General features: G+C 60.4%; 16 protein-coding genes. 10 read left to right on the top strand and 6 right to left on the bottom strand.

Annotation, left to right across the window (positions count from 1 at the left end):
• Positions 1-32: 32 nt before the first annotated feature.
• Positions 33-617 carry a DUF1003 domain-containing protein gene (locus HMPREF2975_RS02555; RefSeq protein ID WP_058236161.1) on the bottom strand — a complete coding sequence of 195 codons (585 nt, stop codon included), beginning with the start codon at positions 615-617 and terminating at the stop codon, positions 33-35.
• On the bottom strand, positions 610-1,917 hold the full coding sequence (locus tag HMPREF2975_RS02550) for a magnesium transporter MgtE N-terminal domain-containing protein (RefSeq protein ID WP_058236160.1): 1,308 nt from the start codon (positions 1,915-1,917) through the stop codon (positions 610-612). Before HMPREF2975_RS02550 ends, HMPREF2975_RS02555 begins: the two co-directional genes overlap by 8 nt.
• Positions 1,918-2,012: 95 nt before the next feature.
• On the opposite strand from HMPREF2975_RS02550, the gene HMPREF2975_RS02545 reads away from it, so the two are divergent.
• Positions 2,013-2,705, top strand: a complete 693-nt coding sequence (locus HMPREF2975_RS02545) for a YflT domain-containing protein (RefSeq protein WP_058236159.1) — start codon at positions 2,013-2,015, stop codon at positions 2,703-2,705.
• A gap of 28 nt (positions 2,706-2,733) precedes the next feature.
• On the opposite strand, the gene HMPREF2975_RS02540 is transcribed toward HMPREF2975_RS02545, so the two are convergent.
• Positions 2,734-4,284, bottom strand: a complete 1,551-nt coding sequence (locus HMPREF2975_RS02540; protein WP_070725561.1) for an aminopeptidase P family protein — start codon at positions 4,282-4,284, stop codon at positions 2,734-2,736.
• An 85-nt stretch (positions 4,285-4,369) separates the two neighbouring features.
• Here HMPREF2975_RS02540 and HMPREF2975_RS02535 point away from each other — a divergent pair, with 85 nt between their 5' ends.
• Together HMPREF2975_RS02535 and HMPREF2975_RS02530 are read left to right on the top strand one after the other, a co-directional pair.
• The gene (locus tag HMPREF2975_RS02535) at positions 4,370-5,218 is read left to right on the top strand and encodes a PHP domain-containing protein (protein ID WP_058236157.1); all 849 of its coding nucleotides are present in this window, start codon (positions 4,370-4,372) and stop codon (positions 5,216-5,218) included.
• Positions 5,215-5,850, top strand: a complete 636-nt coding sequence (locus HMPREF2975_RS02530) for a MarC family protein (protein ID WP_058236156.1) — start codon at positions 5,215-5,217, stop codon at positions 5,848-5,850. Before HMPREF2975_RS02535 ends, HMPREF2975_RS02530 begins: the two co-directional genes overlap by 4 nt.
• 22 nt (positions 5,851-5,872) lie before the next feature.
• On the opposite strand, the gene HMPREF2975_RS02525 is transcribed toward HMPREF2975_RS02530, so the two are convergent.
• Positions 5,873-7,567, bottom strand: coding sequence for an SWIM zinc finger family protein (locus tag HMPREF2975_RS02525; protein WP_058236155.1), 1,695 nt, complete (start codon positions 7,565-7,567; stop codon positions 5,873-5,875).
• A gap of 130 nt (positions 7,568-7,697) precedes the next feature.
• Between HMPREF2975_RS02525 and HMPREF2975_RS02520 the strand changes: the two genes are divergently transcribed.
• The 4 genes from HMPREF2975_RS02520 to HMPREF2975_RS02505 all read left to right on the top strand — a co-directional run bounded on the left by HMPREF2975_RS02520 (position 7,698) and on the right by HMPREF2975_RS02505 (position 10,183).
• Entirely contained in the window at positions 7,698-8,123 is a 426-nt protein-coding gene (locus HMPREF2975_RS02520; RefSeq protein ID WP_117394354.1) for a GntR family transcriptional regulator, read from the top strand.
• Positions 8,104-8,805: an ABC transporter ATP-binding protein gene (locus HMPREF2975_RS02515; RefSeq protein WP_117394352.1), complete on the top strand. Its 702-nt coding sequence runs from the start codon at positions 8,104-8,106 to the stop codon at positions 8,803-8,805. Before HMPREF2975_RS02520 ends, HMPREF2975_RS02515 begins: the two co-directional genes overlap by 20 nt.
• Positions 8,802-9,614, top strand: a complete 813-nt coding sequence (locus tag HMPREF2975_RS02510; RefSeq protein WP_058236152.1) for a hypothetical protein — start codon at positions 8,802-8,804, stop codon at positions 9,612-9,614. The genes HMPREF2975_RS02515 and HMPREF2975_RS02510 overlap by 4 nt, the downstream gene beginning before the upstream one ends.
• Before the next feature lie 98 nt (positions 9,615-9,712).
• Complete coding sequence (locus HMPREF2975_RS02505; RefSeq protein WP_058236151.1) at positions 9,713-10,183, top strand: hypothetical protein; 471 nt, start codon at positions 9,713-9,715, stop codon at positions 10,181-10,183.
• Positions 10,184-10,328: 145 nt separating this feature from the next.
• On the opposite strand, the gene HMPREF2975_RS02500 is transcribed toward HMPREF2975_RS02505, so the two are convergent.
• Positions 10,329-12,125 (bottom strand): DEAD/DEAH box helicase, encoded by a 1,797-nt coding sequence (locus HMPREF2975_RS02500; protein WP_082628464.1) that lies wholly within the window; start codon positions 12,123-12,125, stop codon positions 10,329-10,331.
• Positions 12,126-12,359: 234 nt separating this feature from the next.
• Here HMPREF2975_RS02500 and HMPREF2975_RS02495 point away from each other — a divergent pair, with 234 nt between their 5' ends.
• Positions 12,360-12,989, top strand: a complete 630-nt coding sequence (locus HMPREF2975_RS02495; RefSeq protein WP_058236150.1) for a ferritin-like fold-containing protein — start codon at positions 12,360-12,362, stop codon at positions 12,987-12,989.
• 12 nt (positions 12,990-13,001) lie between these two features.
• Here the strand turns inward: HMPREF2975_RS02495 and HMPREF2975_RS02490 are convergent, their stop codons facing one another.
• Positions 13,002-13,226: a DUF3107 domain-containing protein gene (locus HMPREF2975_RS02490; RefSeq protein ID WP_058236149.1), complete on the bottom strand. Its 225-nt coding sequence runs from the start codon at positions 13,224-13,226 to the stop codon at positions 13,002-13,004.
• A gap of 108 nt (positions 13,227-13,334) precedes the next feature.
• Between HMPREF2975_RS02490 and HMPREF2975_RS02485 the strand changes: the two genes are divergently transcribed.
• Positions 13,335-16,520, top strand: coding sequence for a PD-(D/E)XK nuclease family protein (locus tag HMPREF2975_RS02485; RefSeq protein ID WP_058236148.1), 3,186 nt, complete (start codon positions 13,335-13,337; stop codon positions 16,518-16,520).
• Complete coding sequence (locus HMPREF2975_RS02480) at positions 16,517-19,885, top strand: ATP-dependent helicase (protein ID WP_058236147.1); 3,369 nt, start codon at positions 16,517-16,519, stop codon at positions 19,883-19,885. The genes HMPREF2975_RS02485 and HMPREF2975_RS02480 overlap by 4 nt, the downstream gene beginning before the upstream one ends.
• Positions 19,886-19,901 lie beyond the last annotated feature (16 nt).

Genomic DNA, 19,901 nt, shown 5'->3' with positions numbered 1-19,901 from the left:
AGGTGGGTCACGCCACACGGGGACGGATAATGCTAGGCGTCCTTCTGCCCAGCCAGTTCGGCGCGGACCTGTTGGGTCACTTCCTGGCGGACTTCGTCCTCCAGTTCGGCGCGGATCCGGGCGCGTAGGGACGCCTCGTCGGTTCCGTTGCCTTCCTGGAGTTCGTCGAGCATGTCACGAAGTTCGGAGCGTACGAAGTCGCGGGTGGCCATATCCTGCAGGCTCAAACGCAAACCGGCGATCTCGCGCGTGAGGTATTCCGTGTCCGTCAGGTTGCGTTCGGCGCGCTGCCGGTCCTGCTCGGCCTGTACGCGGTCACGATCGTCCTGACGGTTCTGCGCCAGCAGGATCAGAGGTGCCGAGTACGATGCCTGCAGTGACAGCATCAGCGTCAGTGCGGTGAAACCAAGTTCTGCCTTGTCGAATTGGAGCCTGTCGGGCGCCAGAGTGTTCCAGCCGATCCACAGGGCGACGAACACCGTCAGATAGACGATGAACTGCGGGGTGCCGGAAAAACGCGCGAGGCGTTCGGCTGCGCGCCCCATTCCTTCCGATTCGAGGTTGATGCGCGGGAGCCTGCGGCGGCGGTCAGCGGGTGTGTCCAAACGGTCAGCCATCGATGCTCCTTGCCATCAACTTGTCGGTCACGTCATCATCAAAGTCACGCCAGTCGGTCGGCAGCAACGCGTCCAGGACGTCATCAACGGAGACAGCGCCCAGAAGAACGTCGTCCTCGTCGGTGACGGGCACCAGAGACAGGTTGTACGTTGCCATCAGACGAGTGACTGTCGCGATGTGAACGGTGGGGGAGACGGCCTCAATGTCATCATCGAGGATCGTTCCCAGCAGTGTTTGGGGTGGTTCACGCAGCGCGCGCTGGATGTGCACAACCCCCAGGAACGAGCCGGTCGGTGTTTCCTGGGGTGGGCGCGTGACACACACGATGGATGCCAGCGATGCGGGCAGGTCAGTGCGCCGCACAGCGGCCAGCATCTGCGCCACGGTTGCGTCAGGGCCGAGGATGACGGGCTCGGTGGTCATCAGCGAGCCGGCCGTTGATTCGGCATAGGTCAGCAGCCTTCGCACGTCCTGTGCTTCTTCGGGACCCATCCGAGCCAGCAGGGATTGCGCAATCGGATCAGGCAGCTCAGAGATCAGGTCGGCCGCGTCGTCAGGCTGCATTTCGTCGAGGATGTCGGCGGCGCGTCCAGTCTCCAATGCGGACACGATTTGCACGCGGTCATCATCACCGAGTTCTTCGAGCACGTCGGCCAGTCGGTGTTCAGGCAGTTCCTGAGCGACCGCGAGCTGGCGGTCAGCGGGCAGGTCATGCAGGAAGTCCGCCAGGTCAGCTGCCTTCATGTCCTCGGTGTATTGGATGAGTGCGGTGGCGGTCTGGTCGGAGTCGGCAATGAAGAGTCCGGTGGTTTGTGGAATATCGACGGTCAGGGTTTCGCCTCCGCGGCGGAATCCCAATGTGTTGAGGCGCTGACGCTGGACGTGCAGTTTGGTGAGCACCCAGTCACGAGGGCGACGCTGCTCCATCGCCACGTCGAGGATTTTAGCTTCGCCGCTGCCATCGTTCATTGTGATGATGCGATCGAAGAGCTGGGAAATGACGAGTGCTTCAGCTGGCCGCTGATTGAAGCGGCGCAGATTCAGCAGGCCCGTGATGATAACAGCTCCGGATTCGATGGAGGTGACGCGAGTGAAAGGCAGGAAGATCCTGCGACGCGGTCCGACCTCGATGACGAAGCCGATGACGTTCGCCGGGGTCTTGAGTCGCATGGCCACGACGACGTCATGGATGGTGCCAACTTTTTCACCCAACGGGTCAAAAACGCCTGTGCCGGCAAGCTTGGCGACGAAGATGCGGCGACGTCCGGGCGTCACGGTGGTTGGAGCAGCAGTATTCACACAATCAGTCTAGGCTGAATTCATACGCGTCAGGTGATGTGAGGTTTCACGAGGCGCAGGAAAACTTTATGGTGTGATGTGAAAGAGGATTAAAAATGGCACGCCGCCACGGTTCGGCGCTCCTTGCGCCAACAATGCCATCCGGTACAGAGGTTGGCTCATACAAGACCTATATGGAAGCGTCAGATGCGGTTGACTATCTGAGTGATCAGGGATTCGATGTTCAGTTCATCACGATTGTCGGCACGGACCTGCACATGGTGGAGCGTGTGACCGGCAAGCTGACGACCGGGAAGGTCGCTGCGTCGGGCGCTGCGTCGGGCGCATTGTGGGGCGCGTTCATTGGACTGCTGATGTCCTTTTCACTCCAAAGCAACATGTTGCCGTTCATGCTGCTGTCGCTGGGTGGTGGCGCACTGATCGGTGTCATCATGTCGGTGCTGTTCTACGCGCTGACAGGGTCGCGTCGAGATTTCACGTCGCATTCACAGACCGTAGCCTCACGCTACGCGGTGCTGGCAGCGGCGCAGATTGAAGAGGCCTACAAGTTGCTGCAAAATACGCGTGGCAACCTGATCCAGCCGATCCGTCAGCGCAGGCAGCGCCCGGAACCGACTGGTCCGACTGAGTACGGCTCACGTGCTGATGAACAGCCACGTTTCGGTGTACGCCTGGAAGAAGGACAGCGCGAGCAAGACCAGGAACAGGCGGACGAGGCTCCACGGAATGAATCGGTCGACCCGTGGGCGGCGCCCAGCAAAGAAGGCGGGGACACCGCTCAGCAGTAGCCCCCGCCTTCGTGCGAACGGTCAGCGGTTACTTGCCGCTGGCCTGCACCTCGGCAATCCACGCTTCGACATCGTCGATGGTGCGGGGAATGTCCTCGGAAATGCGGGTCACTGAACCATCAGCGTTGACCTGCACGTCATCTTCAATACGCACGCCGATTCCGCGCAGCTCCTCGGGAACAGCGAGGTCGTCGGCACGGAAGTACAGTCCCGGCTCAATGGTGAAGGTCATACCTGGCTCCAGCAGCGCATCCTGATACAGCTCGCGACGAGCCTGCGCGCAGTCATGCACGTCGAGACCCAGGTGGTGAGACGTGCCGTGCGGCATCCACCGGCGGTGCTGCTGGCCTTCACTGGACAGTGACTCCTTCGCGCTGACCGGCAGAATGCCCCACTGCTCGAGGCGATCCGCCAGTACCTCCATCGCCGCGTCATGAATATCGCGGAAACGGGTGTTCGGTTGCCCTGCACGCTTCAAGGCTGCTTCACACGCATCGAGCACAGCCTGGTAGACCTTCTTCTGCGGTTCGGTGAAGATGCCGTTGACAGGCAGTGTCCGGGTGATGTCGGCGGTGTAGAGGGAGTCGACTTCGATGCCGGCGTCGACCAGAACCAGGTCGCCCTCGCGAACGGGACCGTCATTGTCAATCCAGTGCAGAGTGTTTGCGTGATTACCGGAAGCGGCGATTGTTTCATAGCCCAGGCCGTTGCCCTCCTCGCGGGCGACAGCACCGAATGCACCTTCAATGACGCGCTCCCCACGGCGGTGTCCGACGGCGCGAGGCAGGCTGCGGATAATGTCATCAAAACCCTGTTTGGTGACCTCAACCGCGTGGCGCAGTTCCGACAGCTCGTATTCATCCTTCTTGAGGCGGATCTCAGACAGATGCTCCTGGAGCTTCTCATCATCGGGCAGTGCGTCCCCGCCGACGGGTAGCCCCGCCTGCTGGCGCACCTCGTTAACCATTGCTTCCACGTTCGCGTCAACGCCGGGCACGATGCGCAGCTGAACCTGGCCGGCATCTTTAGCCAGCGCGTCGCGCAGCGTGTCGATATGCGCGCACCTGAGGCCGGTCATTGCTTCCATCTCAGCGATCGACGGGCGTGCTCCCACCCAGAATTCGCCGTAGCGTGAATCAGCGTAGAACTCCTCTGAGGATCGTGAGGCGCGCGGCTTGAAGTACAGGACAGCTTCATGGGTAGCGCCCGACGCGTCACCCTCGTCAATGGGGTCGAGGACGAGGACGGTGTCAGGCTCTTTTTCCCCACCCAGGCCGGACAGGTGCGCGAACGCTGAATGCGGGCGGAAACGGTAGTCGCAGTCATTGGAACGTACCTTGTAGGTGCCGGCTGGAATAACCAGGCGCTGTCCGGCAAAGGGTGCCCCGGCAAGTTGGTGCCGGGCTGCCAGGTAGTCCGCTGCTCCGCCTTGTTCGGGCAGGTCACTGGGACGAGGACCCCAGTTCGAGCCGATGAAAGCGCGGAACGCCTCTGAGGTGGGACGGCGCGAGCGCGTATTGCCGCGGTCAGCCATCGTTTGATCAGTTGATTGTTCAGTTTCGGTTTCGTTCTCACTCATGCTTCTATGTTCTCACTTTCAGCGATCAATGCTGCGCTGAGCCCTCCAGTTTTCCTTAGCGCGCGTGTGCCGATACGGTACATACATGATCCGCATTGACCCGCATACTCACTCGGCCTGCTCGGATGGGACGGACACTCCCGCTCAACTCATGATGGCTGCATCCCGCGTGGGCCTGGACGTGGTGGGGCTGACTGATCACGACACGACCGCCGGGTGGGAGGACGCGGCGGCGATGGTGGAGCGCACCGGGGTGGCGCTCATGCGTGGCATTGAAATGTCCACAGCGTCGAACGGGATCAGTGCTCACGTGCTGGCGTACATGCCTGACCCCTCGTTCCCTGAGCTGGTTGAGACGATGCGGCGCTCGCGGGAATCGCGCGAGGAACGGGCACGCAAGATTGTGCAGAACCTGTCGGCAGACTTTCCGATCACGTGGGACGCTGTCGTTGCGCAGACGCGGGGCGAGAACGTGCCGGTGGGGCGCCCTCACATTGCTGACGCATTGGTCGAGGCAGGTGTGTTCCCTGATCGCGGGGCTGCATTTGACGGAGCCCTGCATCCCTCGTTGAAGTACTACGTGCACTACTGGGCTCCTGACCCGGTTGATACCGTTCGTCTGATTCGTCGCGCGGGCGGTGTCCCCGTTCTGGCACATCCGAGGGCGAGGGCGAGGCAGCGAATCCTGAGCGAAGACGTCATTGCTGACATGGCAGAAGCCGGTTTATTCGGTCTGGAACGTGACCACCGCGACCACGACGCTGCTGCTCGTGAGGAAGTGGAGCGCATCGCGGATCGGCTGGGACTGCATGTGACAGGATCGTCGGACTATCACGGCCACGGAAAGCCGAACCAGCTTGGAGAAAATCTGACATCAGAGTATGTTTATCGGGCAGTGGAAGAACAAGCCAGCCTGGAGGTCGTACGCCCGTGAACGTCGCTGAGATCCTCAATATCGGTTTGCTCGCCACGACGTTTACGAAGCTGTTTGTCATCATGGACCCGATTGGGACGGTCCCGGTGTTTTTGTCGCTCACGGGGCGCTATTCGGTGGCCGACAAGAGGCGCGCCGCAGTGCAGGCCACGGTCACCTCGCTGGGTGTGATCCTGCTGTTCGCTGCGATCGGACAGTACATTTTGCAGTTCCTGGAGATTTCCACTGAATCGCTGCAACTGTCGGGCGGTTTCCTGTTGTTCCTGGTGGCGATGGAGTTGCTGACGGAAAAAGACCAAGACGAACCTGACACCGGGGATCACAATGTCAACGTCGCGCTGGTTCCGCTGGGCACGCCCCTCCTGGCCGGTCCGGGCGCAATCGTTGCCGTCATGGTGGCGGTGACGAATTCCGGTAAGACGATCTCCGGGTGGGTGGCAGTTGCCCTGGCTGTCGTGCTGATGCACGTGGTGATTTGGCTGACGATGCGTTTTTCCGTTGAGCTGGCCAAATTCCTGGGCCAGGGTGGCATCATGATCCTGACGAAGATCGCCGGTTTGCTGCTGGCGGCGATTGCCACACAGATGGTGATGACAGCGATCTTCACTTTTGTGCGTCATGCGGGGTTGTAGCAACGCTCTGTTTGAGCACCGATCAGTCGTCATCTTCGTCCTCGTCGTCTTCAGCGCAAACTGATTGCAGCATCTCGTCGGTGCCGTAGTAATACTGCAACTGCTGGGAGAGCATCTGCATGACTGGCTGATCGGGGTGGTCGTGCTGCCACTGGCGGGCGTACGTACACAGTAGTTTCAATACCGGCTGAGGCGAGTCATCCTCCAAGCTCCACTTGTCCCGTTCAATGCGCTCAACTGCCAGACGGATTGCCTCGCAAGGACGCGGCTGGTCCTTGCTTAGAGCCAGCATCATCCACCGCTCGTTGACGCCCCAGCGATTCGCATAGTCCCACGCCCGTTCCCTGTCACCTTCAGCCAGCGCAAGGTCAATGGGTATGTCTGCGTCCGTCCAGGGCTGCTGCGCAATCCACTCGATGACTTGTTGGAGGACACGGGAGCGCTTATGCGCTTGTTCGCCGCATGTAAGCAAAAGATTCTGGAACCCGACACTTGGCGTCGAGGTGAAAGCGGTTCGTGCGATGGCAAGTGCGGTGCGTATGCGTTTGGCTGCCAGGCAGCACAGCACCGCCTCGCGAAGGGGAATGAGGAACGGCGAGTAACCTTGGGTCGCGTCGGTGCTGATGGCGTGTGCCTGATGGGCGCGCGCCACGACGTCAGCGGCCAGATCCGGCCGGTCGATGGCCTGTAGATCGTTAAAGAACATGCTGTAAGCGAAGCGATCGCCCTGCGTCGCGCACATGCGCAGCAGGGGAATGTCATCCTGGCACAGTGCCAAGTCGCGTAAGAGAGAGTTCTCGGCGCTTTCGACCTGGATTTTCTCATGTCTGCATTCGATCAGGTAGTCGCGATAGGCAGCCGTCGCTTCCTCGCCCAGGATAGGGATGATGTCTCTAGCTGAGGCTTCCCGCCATTCGTAATTCTCGACGAAATAGTGGGCTGTTTTACGGCCGGCTTCCTTTTCGAGCATCGTGGCCATCCATATCCAGACCAGCATCACTTCGAAAATCGTCTGCAGGTGATCGGCCCATTCACGAGCGTCGTCGTGTGGATCGTCGAAGACCAGTCGTTTGAAATCGGCAAGTGCGTTGTGGCAGATCTGTTCCAGCCCGTCGGTTAATCCAACGGTGATCAGCATCTTCATCTGCAGACCGAGTGACACTATCTCGTGTCTGTTTGCAGCGAGGTCGACCCAGGAGGGTTTCCCGTAGCAGAGAAAGATCCGGCTATACGTCTGCTGTACGAGCGCCGCAGACTGCTCGGGGGACCCAAAATTGAAACTCCACGCTGTGGCGAAGAGCTGGCCGACAGGAGGAAGTGCGGCCGCCATTTTGGAGTAATGCTGGAGGAGTTGCTGGTCGACTGATTGGATAAGCTTTTCGGCCAGCTCTGACGTGTCAAGGAGTTCTCGAGGCAGTGAAGGCGTTCCAGAATCTACTGGTTGGCCGTGTTCGAGTAGAACCAGAGCAAGCGCGCATTGATGTTTGCAGAAGTGTCCGGCCTTGCCATGCGGGCAGCTGCACGCCCCATCCAGGGGTCCGTCATCTTCCCACAGCAGATCAACGTCGTACAGTGAGGTGCCTCGTACAGAGGCGTTGGCCCCGTGCTCTTCTATATGTACATCCATCACGAAAGGCATATAGGGGCGTGCACGGTCGAAAACCTTATCGCCTGCGCGGGCCCGAATATCCTCAACGCTGAAGGGGAACTCATCCATAACCGAAGTATGACAGCACCCGTGTGCATCTGGAGCCTGTCGGATTTCAGAGATCGACTATTGCCACCCCCATCCAAACTGTGTTACTGTATTAATACAGTGATACAGATGGAGGGAGGGAGACATGCAAATGAGCGGAGATTCTCGGCCAATCTGGATCCAACTGGTCGAAGAGTTTACGCAGCGTATTGTTTCCGGCCAGTGGAAGCCCGGAGAAAAAGTACCGAGCGTCAGAGAACTGGCCGCAGAATTCACCGTCAATCCGAACACCGTCCAACGAGCACTCACCCGTGCTGACGAGGACGGCCTGACACAATCGAATCGCACTGCCGGACGCTTTGTGACAGACGACCAGGACGTGATCAAGCAGCATCGCGACTACCTTGCACACCAGATAACAGCTGAATTCATCGCACAGATGAAAGCACTTGGATGTGACAAGAACACGATCACTGAGCTGATCAATTCCCAGTGGAATACGTATGGACCTGACACAGTCGCCCTCGGCAATGAACAGAAACACGCAAAGGATCCTCATGACAACGCACGCAATTGAGGTTGCGCACCTGACGAAAAAATACGGACAATGGCCGGCGCTCAACGATATATCTTTCGCCATTGAGCCCGGGCAGATCGTTGGCCTGATGGGGGACAACGGGTCTGGGAAAACGACACTTCTGAAAATCCTGGCAGGAATACTGTCCGGTTACGAGGGGAACGTCGCCATCCACGGCCATGCGCCCGGCCCGCAGTCCAAAGCCATCACCTCCTACCTGCCGGACGAATCGGCGCTGCCAACCAGCCTGACAGCCGATGAGGCGATCAGCATGTACGCCGACTTCTTCGACGACTTCGACCGCGCTCAGGCTTCTGAGATGATCGATTTCTTCGAACTGCCACACAACAAACGCTTCCGAGAGATGTCAAAAGGTATGCGCGAAAAGGCGCAAGTGGCACTCACCATGTCCAGACGGGCAAAAGTCCACCTGCTCGATGAGCCGATATCAGGGGTTGACCCGGCGGCGCGCGACATTATTATGCGCGGCGTGCTCACAGGTTTTGACCCCGACGCCCTCATGATCCTGTCCACACACCTGATCCGCGACATCGAGCCGATCATTGACTACGCAATCTTCATGCGCCAGGGGAAGATCCTGCTGGCGGGACACGTTGATGATCTGCGAGAAGAACACGGCACGGACCTCGACACTCTGTTTAGAAAGGTGTATGCACGATGATCTGGACAATTATCCGCTATGACGCGAAAGCAACGTGGCGCCAGCTGTGCGTCATGCCTGTCGTGGCAGCATTGCTGCTGGGCACAGCAATCGGCGCAGATGCGCTGAAAATTCCAGTGTTGAAGCAAACTTCCCTGGTACTCGCAGTGGTGGCAATCGGCGGGCTGCTTGCAGTGCAGGCGCTGATATGCATCCTCAACTACTGGACATCAATGTATGGGCGACAGGGCTCATTCACGCAGACCATTCCGGTGCGCACATCAACACTTTTGAGTGGAAAACTCCTGTACGCACTTATCGTCGGCGTGCTGTCACTGATCGTGACCGCCGTGTTCACGCTGCTTGCCGTCCTGTATTACGTCGGCGCCGAACCTGCGCGCTACGTCATTGACCAGATTCTTCAGCAGGCGTGGACCAATGCGGTCATACTGGTAATCGCAAGCGTGCTCCTCCAGTTAGTCTGCTCACTGGTGATCGTATGGTCGGTGATCACAATCAGTTCTGACGAAAAGCTCTGGTCGCTCAGATGGGGCGCACCGGTCCTCGGCCTGTTCTGCACATACGTTGTTTATGAAGTCGGAGCCGCGCTGTTCATGCTGTTCATTCCGATCGGAGTGCGTATGGAAGATCCCGGGGCAGGTGACATCGTCATGGAAGGAATGTGGCCCAGCTTCGTCAAACTGGTGCAGTATGACGTAGCATCGCCTGAGGTGTTGGGGCTTGGATACGTCCTGTGGGCGGTTGTTCTGGCAGTGGTGCTGCTTGTCCTCGCGCGGCGTCACGCGGATCGGCGCACATCCGTTCGGTAGTGGATTGCCAGGCAGCCCGCCTCCCTCGTCTGCTTGTCGAGGGAGGCGGGCCTGTGAGAAAGTATGAAGGTCAGTGTAGCGTGGATGTGGAGGTACCAATGTCGGACCCGGTGCGACCTGTTGGTGGCCAGGTGGAGCCGAATCGTCGGCCAGGGACGGTGTGGGCGCTGCTCATCCTCACGTTGATCTATTGCATCTTCAGCACTGTCAGAGCTATCAAGGACGCCCTCACAGCGTGGCCGCAGATGACAGACAATGGTGAGGATCTCACGATGGTTGCAGTGGTTATCGACCTTGTCATTATCGGCCTGAGTGTCCTGCTGCTGCTCGGTGCACTCCTCGTCACCATGCGAATGGCCCGGATCCTGATGCTGGTTGCAGGGATCATGACGATCGGATGGGAGCTGCTGTCCGTTTTCAGCTACGCCGTTTTGCTGCAGGAGTATCACCTTGGTCGATGGGCGATCAAACTGGGCCAGCTTGGAATCGTGATTGTCATCGTAGTGCTGACGCTGGTTCCACCCACGGCGCGCTGGTTTGCAGCCAGGTTCCCGCAGCGCAGGATATAGGCGTTCGAGGGTGGATGCGCGCCCTCGCCATGCCTGAGAAAGGGATGGTCCAGCCAGTCCCGCTAAGACAACTCTGACACAGATGCCCAAGGCCGATTCGTCAGCCTTGGGCATCTGTATGCGTGAAACTTCAGGTGGTGCCGACTTACTCAGCAGCCTCGGAACCACTGGAACGGCGGCGTACACGGCGGCGAGTGCCCTGAGTGCCCTCACCCTTGGCAGATCCAGAGTCGCTCTTGCGGCGACGCACACGCGTACGTTGACGACGCGGTGTCTCCTCAGATCCACCGTCCTGCGACGCTGCGCCCTTACGGCGGCCAGAGGAGCGACGCCCACCACCTCGACGCCCGGATCCTCGACCCGAACCACGCCCTGATCCGCGTCTCGGACCGTGATGCCCGCGACCGGTTTCTCCCAAATCCTCCACCTTTTCGGCTTGCAGACCCGCGCGCGTGCGCTGTGAACGCGGCAAACGGTCGGTGACATCGGTCGGGATATCCAAATCCGTGTACAAGTGATCCGACGTGTGGTACGTCTCAAGGGGGTCTGGCACGCCCAGCCCCAACGCTTTCGAGATCAGTGACCAGCGCGGCACATCATCCCAGTCCACGAACGTGACAGCGGTGCCGGATGCGCCTGCACGGCCGGTGCGTCCAATGCGATGCAGGTAGATTTTCTCGTCTTCAGGGCACTGGTAGTTGACCACATGTGTCACGTCGTCAACGTCGATGCCGCGTGCCGCCACGTCGGTGGCCACCAGCACGTCGATCTTGCCGTTACGGAATGCCCGCATTGCCCGCTCGCGCGCACCCTGACCCAGGTCACCGTGCAGCGAACCAACAGCAAAACCGCGATGCGTCAGATCCTCGCCCAGGCGCGCTGCCGTCCTCTTGGTGCGGCAGAAAATAATGGTGCGGCCTCGCCCTCGTGCCTGCAGAATACGGCTGATGACTTCCACCTTGTTCATCGCGTGCACGCGGTAAATGACCTGCTTGACTGTGCGCACCGTGGCGCCCTGATCCTCCGGATCCTGCGCACGGATGTGGGTCGGCTGGGACATGAAGCGGCGAGCCAGCGCCACTACCGGGCCAGGCATCGTCGCTGAGAACAGCATCGTGTGGCGCGTAGCCGGAACGCGTGCCAGCAAAGTTTCCACATCGGGCAAAAAGCCCAGATCCAGCATCTCGTCGGCTTCGTCAAGGACCACTGTCTTCACGCCGTTGAGCTTGAGCACGCGCCGCTTGAGCAGGTCGATCAGACGACCGGGAGTTCCCACAACGACGTCAGTGCCGCGTTCCAGCGAATCGATCTGCGGCTCGAACGCTACGCCACCATAAATCTCCGTGATGCGCACACCCAGTTTCGATCCGGCGACGCGCAGATCACCCGCCACCTGCTTGGACAGCTCGCGCGTGGGGAGCACAACCAGTGCCTGCGGGCAGTCAGGATTAAGCAGATCCGCATACGCCGGGCTCGCGGGCGCCACCAGCTCCTGAAGCAGTGGGATCCCAAAACCCAGCGTCTTGCCGGTACCGGTTTTCGCCTGGCCGATGATGTCATGCCCGTCCAGCGCCACCGGCAAGGTGAGTGCCTGAATCGGGAACGGGTGGGTAATGGAACGCTCCTCCAACGCCTGCACGATCGGCTCGCACACGCCGAAATCTGCGAATGAGCGTTCATCGAGGTGCGACGTGGAGCCGTCCTCGTCAGTGATGTCCGGGACTGCTTCGCCGGCGTGAGCGTCGAATGTTCCGTCGGCAATGTCACCCAGGCGCACCACCCCGGCTGAGTAGGTCACTGACGAGGGTGACTCGTCCTGAGGCTGCGCTTCGTTATCTGTCAAGGAATCAGTCACGATCCTGCTATCTCCATCTTCGGGACGTTGCCCGAGGTCAGGTGTGAATGCGATGCACTCACACACGAGGGGAAGCCGATCGCGCATTATCACTGGGCACATACACGCCTCATGTCGGGCGCCGTTGAATGTGCACGGACGCGGCAAAGATTTCACCAAGGTGAAAGCTCCGCGGTTCAGTCGGTATCTGACGGTGTCGTGTTGAGTCAAAGCGACCGGTCAACCGTATGTTCGTCTCCATGATATCCGTGTCGGCCGTATGAATGTGCAGGCGGTGAGGGTTATCACGTCCCACGGCTGTGATCGCGCTAGGCTGGAGCCATGCAACGTGTCTACGAAACTCCTTCACACGCCACCAGTGAAGCGCTCGGTTTTTTCGCGTACGGCGCGCTGGCGGCCATGACCCGTCTGGCCAAGGACGGTGACCAGGCGCCCACCATCGACGCCCATATCGCTCACATGGAAATGGCGGATCGCGCGTTCCAGTTCTTCACACAGATGGGAGTCTGGGCGCGTCACCGCGGGCTGGATCTGGCCGAGCTTGCCGACGAGTATTCAGGCATGTTTGACGACATTGACATGCGCACCCGGCCCAGTCAGTGGTGGGAACGCTCCGTCAAAACATACGTCACGCTGGGTATCCTGAGTGATCTGATGCGCGAAGTCGCCGTGTGCCACAAGCTGTTTGATGACGTGTCGGAGTCGTGGGATCTGGGTCAGGGCGCGTGGGTGGAAGAACACCTCGCGCCGCTGACTGCGCAGGACGGGCAGCTGGCCGCACGGTTGTCCTTGTGGGCCAGGCGCGTGGCGGGCGAGGTGCTCGGTCTGGCTCGTGCCACGCTGTTCACGCATCCGAATCTGGCGAAAGACGGCGACACGGCTGATGCCATTTCCGCCGAGGTCACCCGGCGTCACGGTGAGCGCATGGAGCGCATTAACCTCAAGCCCTGAGGTGGTTCATCTCTAGCTGACGGCGAAGCCCACTCGGCGAGGCTGTTCTGAGGCGATCGACACGTATGCCAGGGATGCTGCCGGTACGATGATGCGCTGTCCCCGACGGTCAGACAGGTCGAGGGCGGTCGAGTCTGCGGCTGTCTGCTTGACGAGGGCGACCAGGTCTTCCTCGTCCATGTCCACGTCAAGTTGAAGTTCGCGGGCAGCGCCTTGCACTCCGATTGCTATTTTCATGTGAAACTCCCTTTCGAGCCGGCCATATCCTGGTTCTCACCCTAGCAACGCTGCACCTCACGTACCGGATCGAACGCAAATGCACGTGCAGGATGTCACTATTAGGACATGGACATCACCACGACTCCGATTATCGCGCGTGAACAGCCAGTTCACGTTGCTGTTCCTCAGCTGGATCAGTATCAACGCGCAGTATGCGATGCGGTTGCCGCCGGGCAGCATGCTGTGGTGCGCTCCATGCCTGGATCGGGGCGGACGACGTGCGCACTGGCTGTTGTCCAACAGGCTGTGAACAGGTCAGACAACGTGATGATGCTCGTGCCGGATCGCAACCGGGCGGACTGGCTTCAACCCCGTGTGGAAGCGCTCGCACCGCACACTGTTCGCCCCGTGCGAACGCCGGCCGGCTGCGCCTATCAGGTTGTCTCCACGTGGCGCACCGTGCGCGCGGATCCACTCGGTCCCGTTCAACTGGTCACCGGAGCGGCAGAAGATCAACTCATAGCGGACCTGATGACGCGTCCCGGCATTAACTGGCCGGAATTCCTGCCTGAACAGATGCGTGACATGGCGGCCTTCCGCATGGAAGTACGCAACCTTTTCGCTCGCGCCGGTGAAGCAGGTATCAGCGGTGAGGAACTGGAACGAATTGGACGTGAGCGCGGTGCAGACGAGTGGGTGGCGTGCGGGCAGCTTCTGCAGGTGTACGAGGGGGGCCCCGACTTCGCTGTGGAAACGCGCGGCACAATGCTGGCTGACATGTCGCGCATACAGCGTGTGGCGGCTCAGGTGATCGATGGGTGGGATCGTGATGCCGCGCGCGTGGGGGTGAGCGCAGATGCGCCCATACCTGATGTGATCGTGGTGGATGATCTGCAGGACTGCACTCCCTCAACCGTCGAACTGCTCAGCGCGTGTGCGCGCAGTGGCACCAGGATCGTGGCATTTGCCGCTCCCGATGTTGCCGTGGCGTCCTACCGTGGAGGCGAACCCCACCTGGATGCGCGCCTGTCGCGCCGCCTGGGCGTTCCCCTGATGCAGCTGGGTGCCAACCGCCGCGGCACACCCGTACTGCGTCACATGGTCTACGACGCAGTTGAACGAATCGGCGTGCAGGCCTCGGCTGCGCACCGATTGGCAGAAGCTCAGGCATTGGGCGTGTCGGATGGGCAGGCAGACGATACGCCGGCGACAGGTGATGTGCATCTGCACGTCGTCGCAACCGATGCTCAGATGGGGGCGCAGTGCGCGCGGGCCGTGCGCCATGCTTTTCTGCATGAGGGGATGGACTGGACGGACCAGGTCATCATCGCGCGCTCCAGCAGCATCGTTGAACAGGTCAGGCGTCAGCTGATGCAAGGCTCAGTCCCCGTTGCTGGTGGTCAGCGCGCCTTCACATTCTCCGCAGAGCCAGCAACCCGGATTCTGCTTGAGCTGATCTGTGCCGATCCGGAAGATCCGGAGGATTTGCTCACGCACCTGATCGACTCGCCCTACATCCAGGTCGATCCTCTTGACGTGTCGCGAGTTCTGCGAGCGCTGAACCGGCAGTGCCGGGACGAAGGTGCAGGCAGTGCAGATGATGGCGACGACACTGATGCCCGCGTCCAGGAGGTGAGCATCGCTGATCTCATCGCTTCGCCGCAGATCCTCAACACGCTCAGTGATGACGACGACGCAGCGCAGGAGGCCGTGTCGCGCATCAGGGGTGAACTGCTCACAGCTCACCTGATGTGGAAAGCGGCCCAAGATGCCGCACAACTGACACCCGGCGTGGCACTGTGGCGCCTGTGGAACAGCAGCAGCGAACTGGGTGAGGAGCACTCAGTGGCGACCCGATGGCGCAATGGCGCCATTGCTGGAGGCACGGATGCCGCATGGTACGACGATCAGCTCGACGCGGTCCTGGCACTGTTCAAAGTTGCCGATGTCTACGAGCAGCGTGAGCCAGGCGCACGGGCAGGAGCTTTCGCGCAGCAGCTGCTCGGTGATGACGTACCAACCGATACGATCGCGCAGGCAGGGATTCGTCCTCGGGGAATCGAAGTACTGACACCGGCAGCCGCGATGGGGCGCGAATGGAAGCTCGTGCACATCGTGGGCGTGCAGGACGGTCAGTGGCCCAACATGACGGTGCGTGACCGAGTGCTGCGTTCCGACCTGATCGGGCAGGCTGACCCTGATCCCTCCACGCGGTTGGCGCGCCACCAGATCATGGAAGATGAACGCCGTCTGTTCGCCGCCGCTTTGTCCAGAGCTACGCGACGCGTGCAGGTTTATGCCGTGCTGAATGAGGACGAAGCTCCCTCGTCGTTCGTGGACCTGATTGCGCGATACAGTCACGCACCGCGCACCGAAGATGGAGACTGGATCGTTGAACGCGTACCTGCGCCCCTGAACATGGCTGGTCACGTCGCGCACCTGCGCCATCTTGCAGCTCAGGGTGGAAAAGAAAGCGAACAGGCCATTGAACTGCTTGCGGTGCTGGCACGCAGCGGTGTCAGCTATGCGAACCCGCGCTACTGGATGGGGACAGGCGGGGTGACGACCTCTGAGGTTACCGGCTCGAAAACGGTGCGCCTGTCACCCTCGAAAATCCAGGACATCCGCGATTGCCCGCTCAAATGGTTCTTCACGTCGATCGGCGCTGACCAGGCGCCGGGTGCCGCCCAGGAATTGGGCTCCCTCATCCATGCCATTGCTCAGCGTCACCCGCATGGACCACTCGATGTCATGATGAGCGAGTTGCGCGCCGCATATGACCTGCTGGACTTCGATGCGAACACACTGGCAGGACGCCAGCAGATCGCGCAGGCTGAACACATCATCGAGAACCTTGCCGCATATATGGAGGGAGTGCCCGGTCCGGTAGAGGTCGAACAATCCATTCACGCCACTATCGGTGATGTCATCGTGAGCGGGCGCATTGACCGGATTGAGCATGTGGACGGGAAGATACGCGTGGCGGACCTGAAAACAGGCAAGAGTGCCGTATCAAAGACCGCGGCTCAGGAACATCCTCAGCTCGCGTCCTACCAGGTGGCGCTGACAGTCGCAGGATATGAAATGACTGGAGCCCGCCTGGTGTACCTCGGAAAGAAAAACGTCGCGACGCGCGAACAGTCAGCAATGGACTCCGAACAGTTCACTCAATGGTGCGACCAGATGAAGCAGTGGGGACAGATGGCGCGCGGCCCACACTATCCGGCAACACCGTCAGAAGATGCATGCCGTTTTTGCCGTTTCGCTCAGAGTTGCCCTGCCAAAGATGGAGGACGGAGGACACTGCCATGACAACGCAGACGCTGACCCATCCTGAGATGACAGCCCGACGAATCGCGGAACTGACGGGCCTGCCGGTTCCCACCGCCGAACAACAACGCGTCATTGAAGCTGACATGGAGCCGCTCCTCGTTGTTGCCGGCGCTGGGTCAGGCAAGACCGAGACCATGTCGATGCGAGTGCTGCACATGGTCGCCGCGCGAGGACTATCCCCCGACCAGATCCTCGGATTGACCTTCTCACGCAAAGCAGCCGCTGAACTCGGTCAGCGGCTTCGAGCGCGCCTGAGCACACTGAGCCAGCACTGCGACGGCATCATCACCACTGAGGATCCGGTATGTATGACATACCACTCCTTCGCACAGCAAATCGTCCACGACCACGGGATGCGTCTGGGTATCGACCCGAACCAGCGTCTGATCGGACAGGCAGGCGCAGTCCAGATGATGACCGACATCGTTGAGATGTGGCCACACGATCTGGGAAGCGACAAGAGCGTATCCAGCCTTGTGGACAGCGCACTGGGTCTTGCCGGCCAAATCGCTGAACACGCAATGAGCATTGATGAGATGCGCGTATTCCTCGACGAATTCGGAACGGCGCTGCGGGAAATTGGCAAGCCGACCGGCGTACTCAAGAGCATGGTGGACACCAACGACCTGCGGCTGCGCCTCCTTGACCTGATCGACGCCTTCTCTGAACGCAAACGCAGTGAACGAGTCGTCGACTTTTCCGACCTGCTGATCTTGGCCAACCGGCTCGCCCACAGCGCGCCCGCTGTGCGCGACCAATTGAGAGCCGACTATCACGCCGTGTTTCTGGACGAATTTCAGGACACCTCCGTCATCCAGATGAAGTTTCTGGCGGCACTGTTCCACGATCACCCAGTGACAGCGGTAGGGGATCCCAACCAGTCCATCTACTCGTGGCGTGGTGCCTCAGCCGGATCGCTGAAATCATTCCTGGACCGCTTCTGTTCGGATACGCCTCACGTCGAGCAAACACAGTACCTCTCGACAGCGTTCCGAAACGACCGCATGATTCTCGATGTCGCCAACCACGTGTCCAGGCCGCTGCGTGAGGATTCCGACATACCGCAGCTCAAAACGCTCGAACAAACACTGACTGCTGACTTGGAGCGCGCGCGACGCGAAGCGGCTCCCGTTGCTGAACAGCAGCGCCTCGAACAGGCGGTTCAGGCTGCGCGCGAGCGCGCCCATGACGGAGTTGTGGACGTCGCCTTCGAGACCAGCACCCAAGACCAGGCCGAAACAGCGGCCCGCTTCCTCGTGAAGCACCGCCAGCGCCGAGGCTCCAGATGGTCAAGCGCGGCGGTGCTGTGCAGGCGAACCTCCGATTTTATTGCAGTGGAAAAAACACTTCGAGCACATGACATTCCTACCCAGGTAATTGGTTTAGGAGGACTGCTTCAACAACCTGCGGTCGCAGATGTGCGGGCAGCATTGCGATTGAGTGTTGACGTGAGCGATTCGCCTGCAGCACTGCGGCTGGTGACGAACCTCGACCTGGGAGCCTCGGATCTGCAGGTGCTCGGCAAGTGGGCCAGGGCACGAAATACGCGTACGCCGGGAGACCATCCCCTGACCTACCTTCTCGACGCTCTCGATACGCCTCCGCCCGTGCACTGGCGCGGCGATGATGCTTCTCCTGCGATCTCTGCAGCAGCAGTGGCGCGCGTCGAGGTCCTGTCCAGCAAACTGCGTGCCATCCGTGAATGGTCCGGGCATCCGGTGACAGATCAGGTGGAACGTGCCATCTCGATACTGGGAGTGGCAACCGATGCTATTGCCGACCCCATGCCCAACGACGGACGCGAAGCGCTGGATACGTTCGTGGATGTGGCCCGAAACTTTGAGAAAGATGCCCCTGATCCGTCGATGCGCGCATTCCTTGCGTGGCTGGATGTGGCCGAACAGGAAGAACGTGGCCTTGCCGGGCCGCACACCGACCCGGATCCCGATGCGGTGCAGATTCTCACCATCCACGGGGCGAAAGGTCTGGAATGGGACAGTGTGGTTGTCTACGGACTGGGGGATGGGATTTTCCCTTCTCACCGCTCGAACTCAGTGACGTGGCGCGATGACCCGCCCGGAGCGAGCGGATGGTTGGAGCGAAGCAGCGAGATTCCCTACCCGTTGCGAGGCGATGCCGACTACCTACCGGCCTTGACGATCGGTGAAGGGGAGGGGCGAACACCTCAGTCAGCGTTCAACAACTGGATTTCGCAGACCTATCGGCCTGAAATGGGCTGCCAGACGGAGCGCGAAGAGCGCCGTCTCGCATACGTCGCATTGACCAGGGCACGCCATCACATGCTGCTGACCGGTGCATGGGTGGCATCGTCAGCGAAATTGCACTTTCCCTCGCGCTATCTGATGGAACCACTTGAAGCTGGGCTGACGGCTGCTGACCCTGAACGTGCGATCGCGCCTCAACCTGAACCTGAAGAAGTCGCACAGCTCCTGGCCGCGCAAGACTCACCGCTCTTTCCGGCACCTCCTGACGTATCGCGCCAACGCATGACGCAGGTGGCTCACGCAGTGCAGGATGCGATGACACGGCATAGCGGTGAGGCGACCGATGGTGACACGCATCTGGCGCGCACCCCGCACCCGCTGGCCGCCGATACGCGCGTCCTTCTCGACGAGCATCTGCTGCGCAAACACGACGATGCGCTTGTTGTGCCACTGAGCCGCATTCCGGCAACCTCGGTGACACGACTGCTGAGCAGTCCAGATGAGTATGCGCGCGACTTGCGTCGGCCCATACCGCGCGAACCCAGCGACGCCGCGACCCTGGGGACACTGTTCCACTCATGGGTCGAACGCCAGCTGCGCATGGTCTCAGGTGAACTGTGGGATGAGCACATTCCCGGCGAAGAGACGCTTAGCTCGGCGCAACACAGGCGCTTTGACGCAATGAAAGGCATTTTCAACACCCTCCCCATTGTCAATACAGGAAAGCCGATCGCGGTAGAAGAACCCTTTTCGGTGCGGATCGGCTCCTTGAGTATTCCCGGCCGCTTCGACGCTGTGTTCGAAGATGCCGACGGCCGGACAGTGATCATCGACTGGAAAACAGGTCGCGCCCCGACGCGCAATCCAAGCGGAGCGCTCACCGCGCAGGCGCATCTGACTCAGTTGCGCCTCTACACCGCCGCATGGGCGCAGCGAAGCGGAACAGACCCGGACGACATTCATGCCCGCATCGTCTACCTGGGTGGTAATCCTTCCGTTCCAGCAGATCAGCGCATGTATTCCAGGGAAGCTCTGGACGCAATCGTGCGCGAATATGACTCACCGATCAACGACCTGGAAACCGCGTTGCAGGCAGTGTTCACGCAGTCGCCAGCATAGAGCGCGCCTGCGCGTC

The sequence above is a fragment of the Actinomyces sp. HMSC065F12 genome (assembly GCF_001814535.1).
Taxonomy (GTDB): domain Bacteria; phylum Actinomycetota; class Actinomycetes; order Actinomycetales; family Actinomycetaceae; genus Pauljensenia; species Pauljensenia radingae_A.
This window is presented reverse-complemented; position numbering and strand designations above follow the sequence as displayed.

Bases quoted from the DNA above. Each gene is read 5' to 3' on its own strand.
- HMPREF2975_RS02535 (WP_058236157.1), top strand. From the start codon at position 4,370: ATGATCCGCATTGACCCGCATACTCACTCGGCCTGCTCGGATGGGACG.
- HMPREF2975_RS02540 (WP_070725561.1), bottom strand. From the start codon at position 4,284: ATGAGTGAGAACGAAACCGAAACTGAACAATCAACTGATCAAACGATG.
- HMPREF2975_RS02485 (WP_058236148.1), top strand. From the start codon at position 13,335: ATGGACATCACCACGACTCCGATTATCGCGCGTGAACAGCCAGTTCAC.
- HMPREF2975_RS02490 (WP_058236149.1), bottom strand. From the start codon at position 13,226: ATGAAAATAGCAATCGGAGTGCAAGGCGCTGCCCGCGAACTTCAACTT.
- HMPREF2975_RS02480 (WP_058236147.1), top strand. From the start codon at position 16,517: ATGACAACGCAGACGCTGACCCATCCTGAGATGACAGCCCGACGAATC.
- HMPREF2975_RS02520 (WP_117394354.1), top strand. From the start codon at position 7,698: ATGAGCGGAGATTCTCGGCCAATCTGGATCCAACTGGTCGAAGAGTTT.
- HMPREF2975_RS02505 (WP_058236151.1), top strand. From the start codon at position 9,713: ATGTCGGACCCGGTGCGACCTGTTGGTGGCCAGGTGGAGCCGAATCGT.
- HMPREF2975_RS02545 (WP_058236159.1), top strand. From the start codon at position 2,013: ATGGCACGCCGCCACGGTTCGGCGCTCCTTGCGCCAACAATGCCATCC.
- HMPREF2975_RS02555 (WP_058236161.1), bottom strand. From the start codon at position 617: ATGGCTGACCGTTTGGACACACCCGCTGACCGCCGCCGCAGGCTCCCG.
- HMPREF2975_RS02525 (WP_058236155.1), bottom strand. From the start codon at position 7,567: ATGGATGAGTTCCCCTTCAGCGTTGAGGATATTCGGGCCCGCGCAGGC.
- HMPREF2975_RS02510 (WP_058236152.1), top strand. From the start codon at position 8,802: ATGATCTGGACAATTATCCGCTATGACGCGAAAGCAACGTGGCGCCAG.
- HMPREF2975_RS02495 (WP_058236150.1), top strand. From the start codon at position 12,360: ATGCAACGTGTCTACGAAACTCCTTCACACGCCACCAGTGAAGCGCTC.
- HMPREF2975_RS02500 (WP_082628464.1), bottom strand. From the start codon at position 12,125: ATGCGCGATCGGCTTCCCCTCGTGTGTGAGTGCATCGCATTCACACCT.
- HMPREF2975_RS02515 (WP_117394352.1), top strand. From the start codon at position 8,104: ATGACAACGCACGCAATTGAGGTTGCGCACCTGACGAAAAAATACGGA.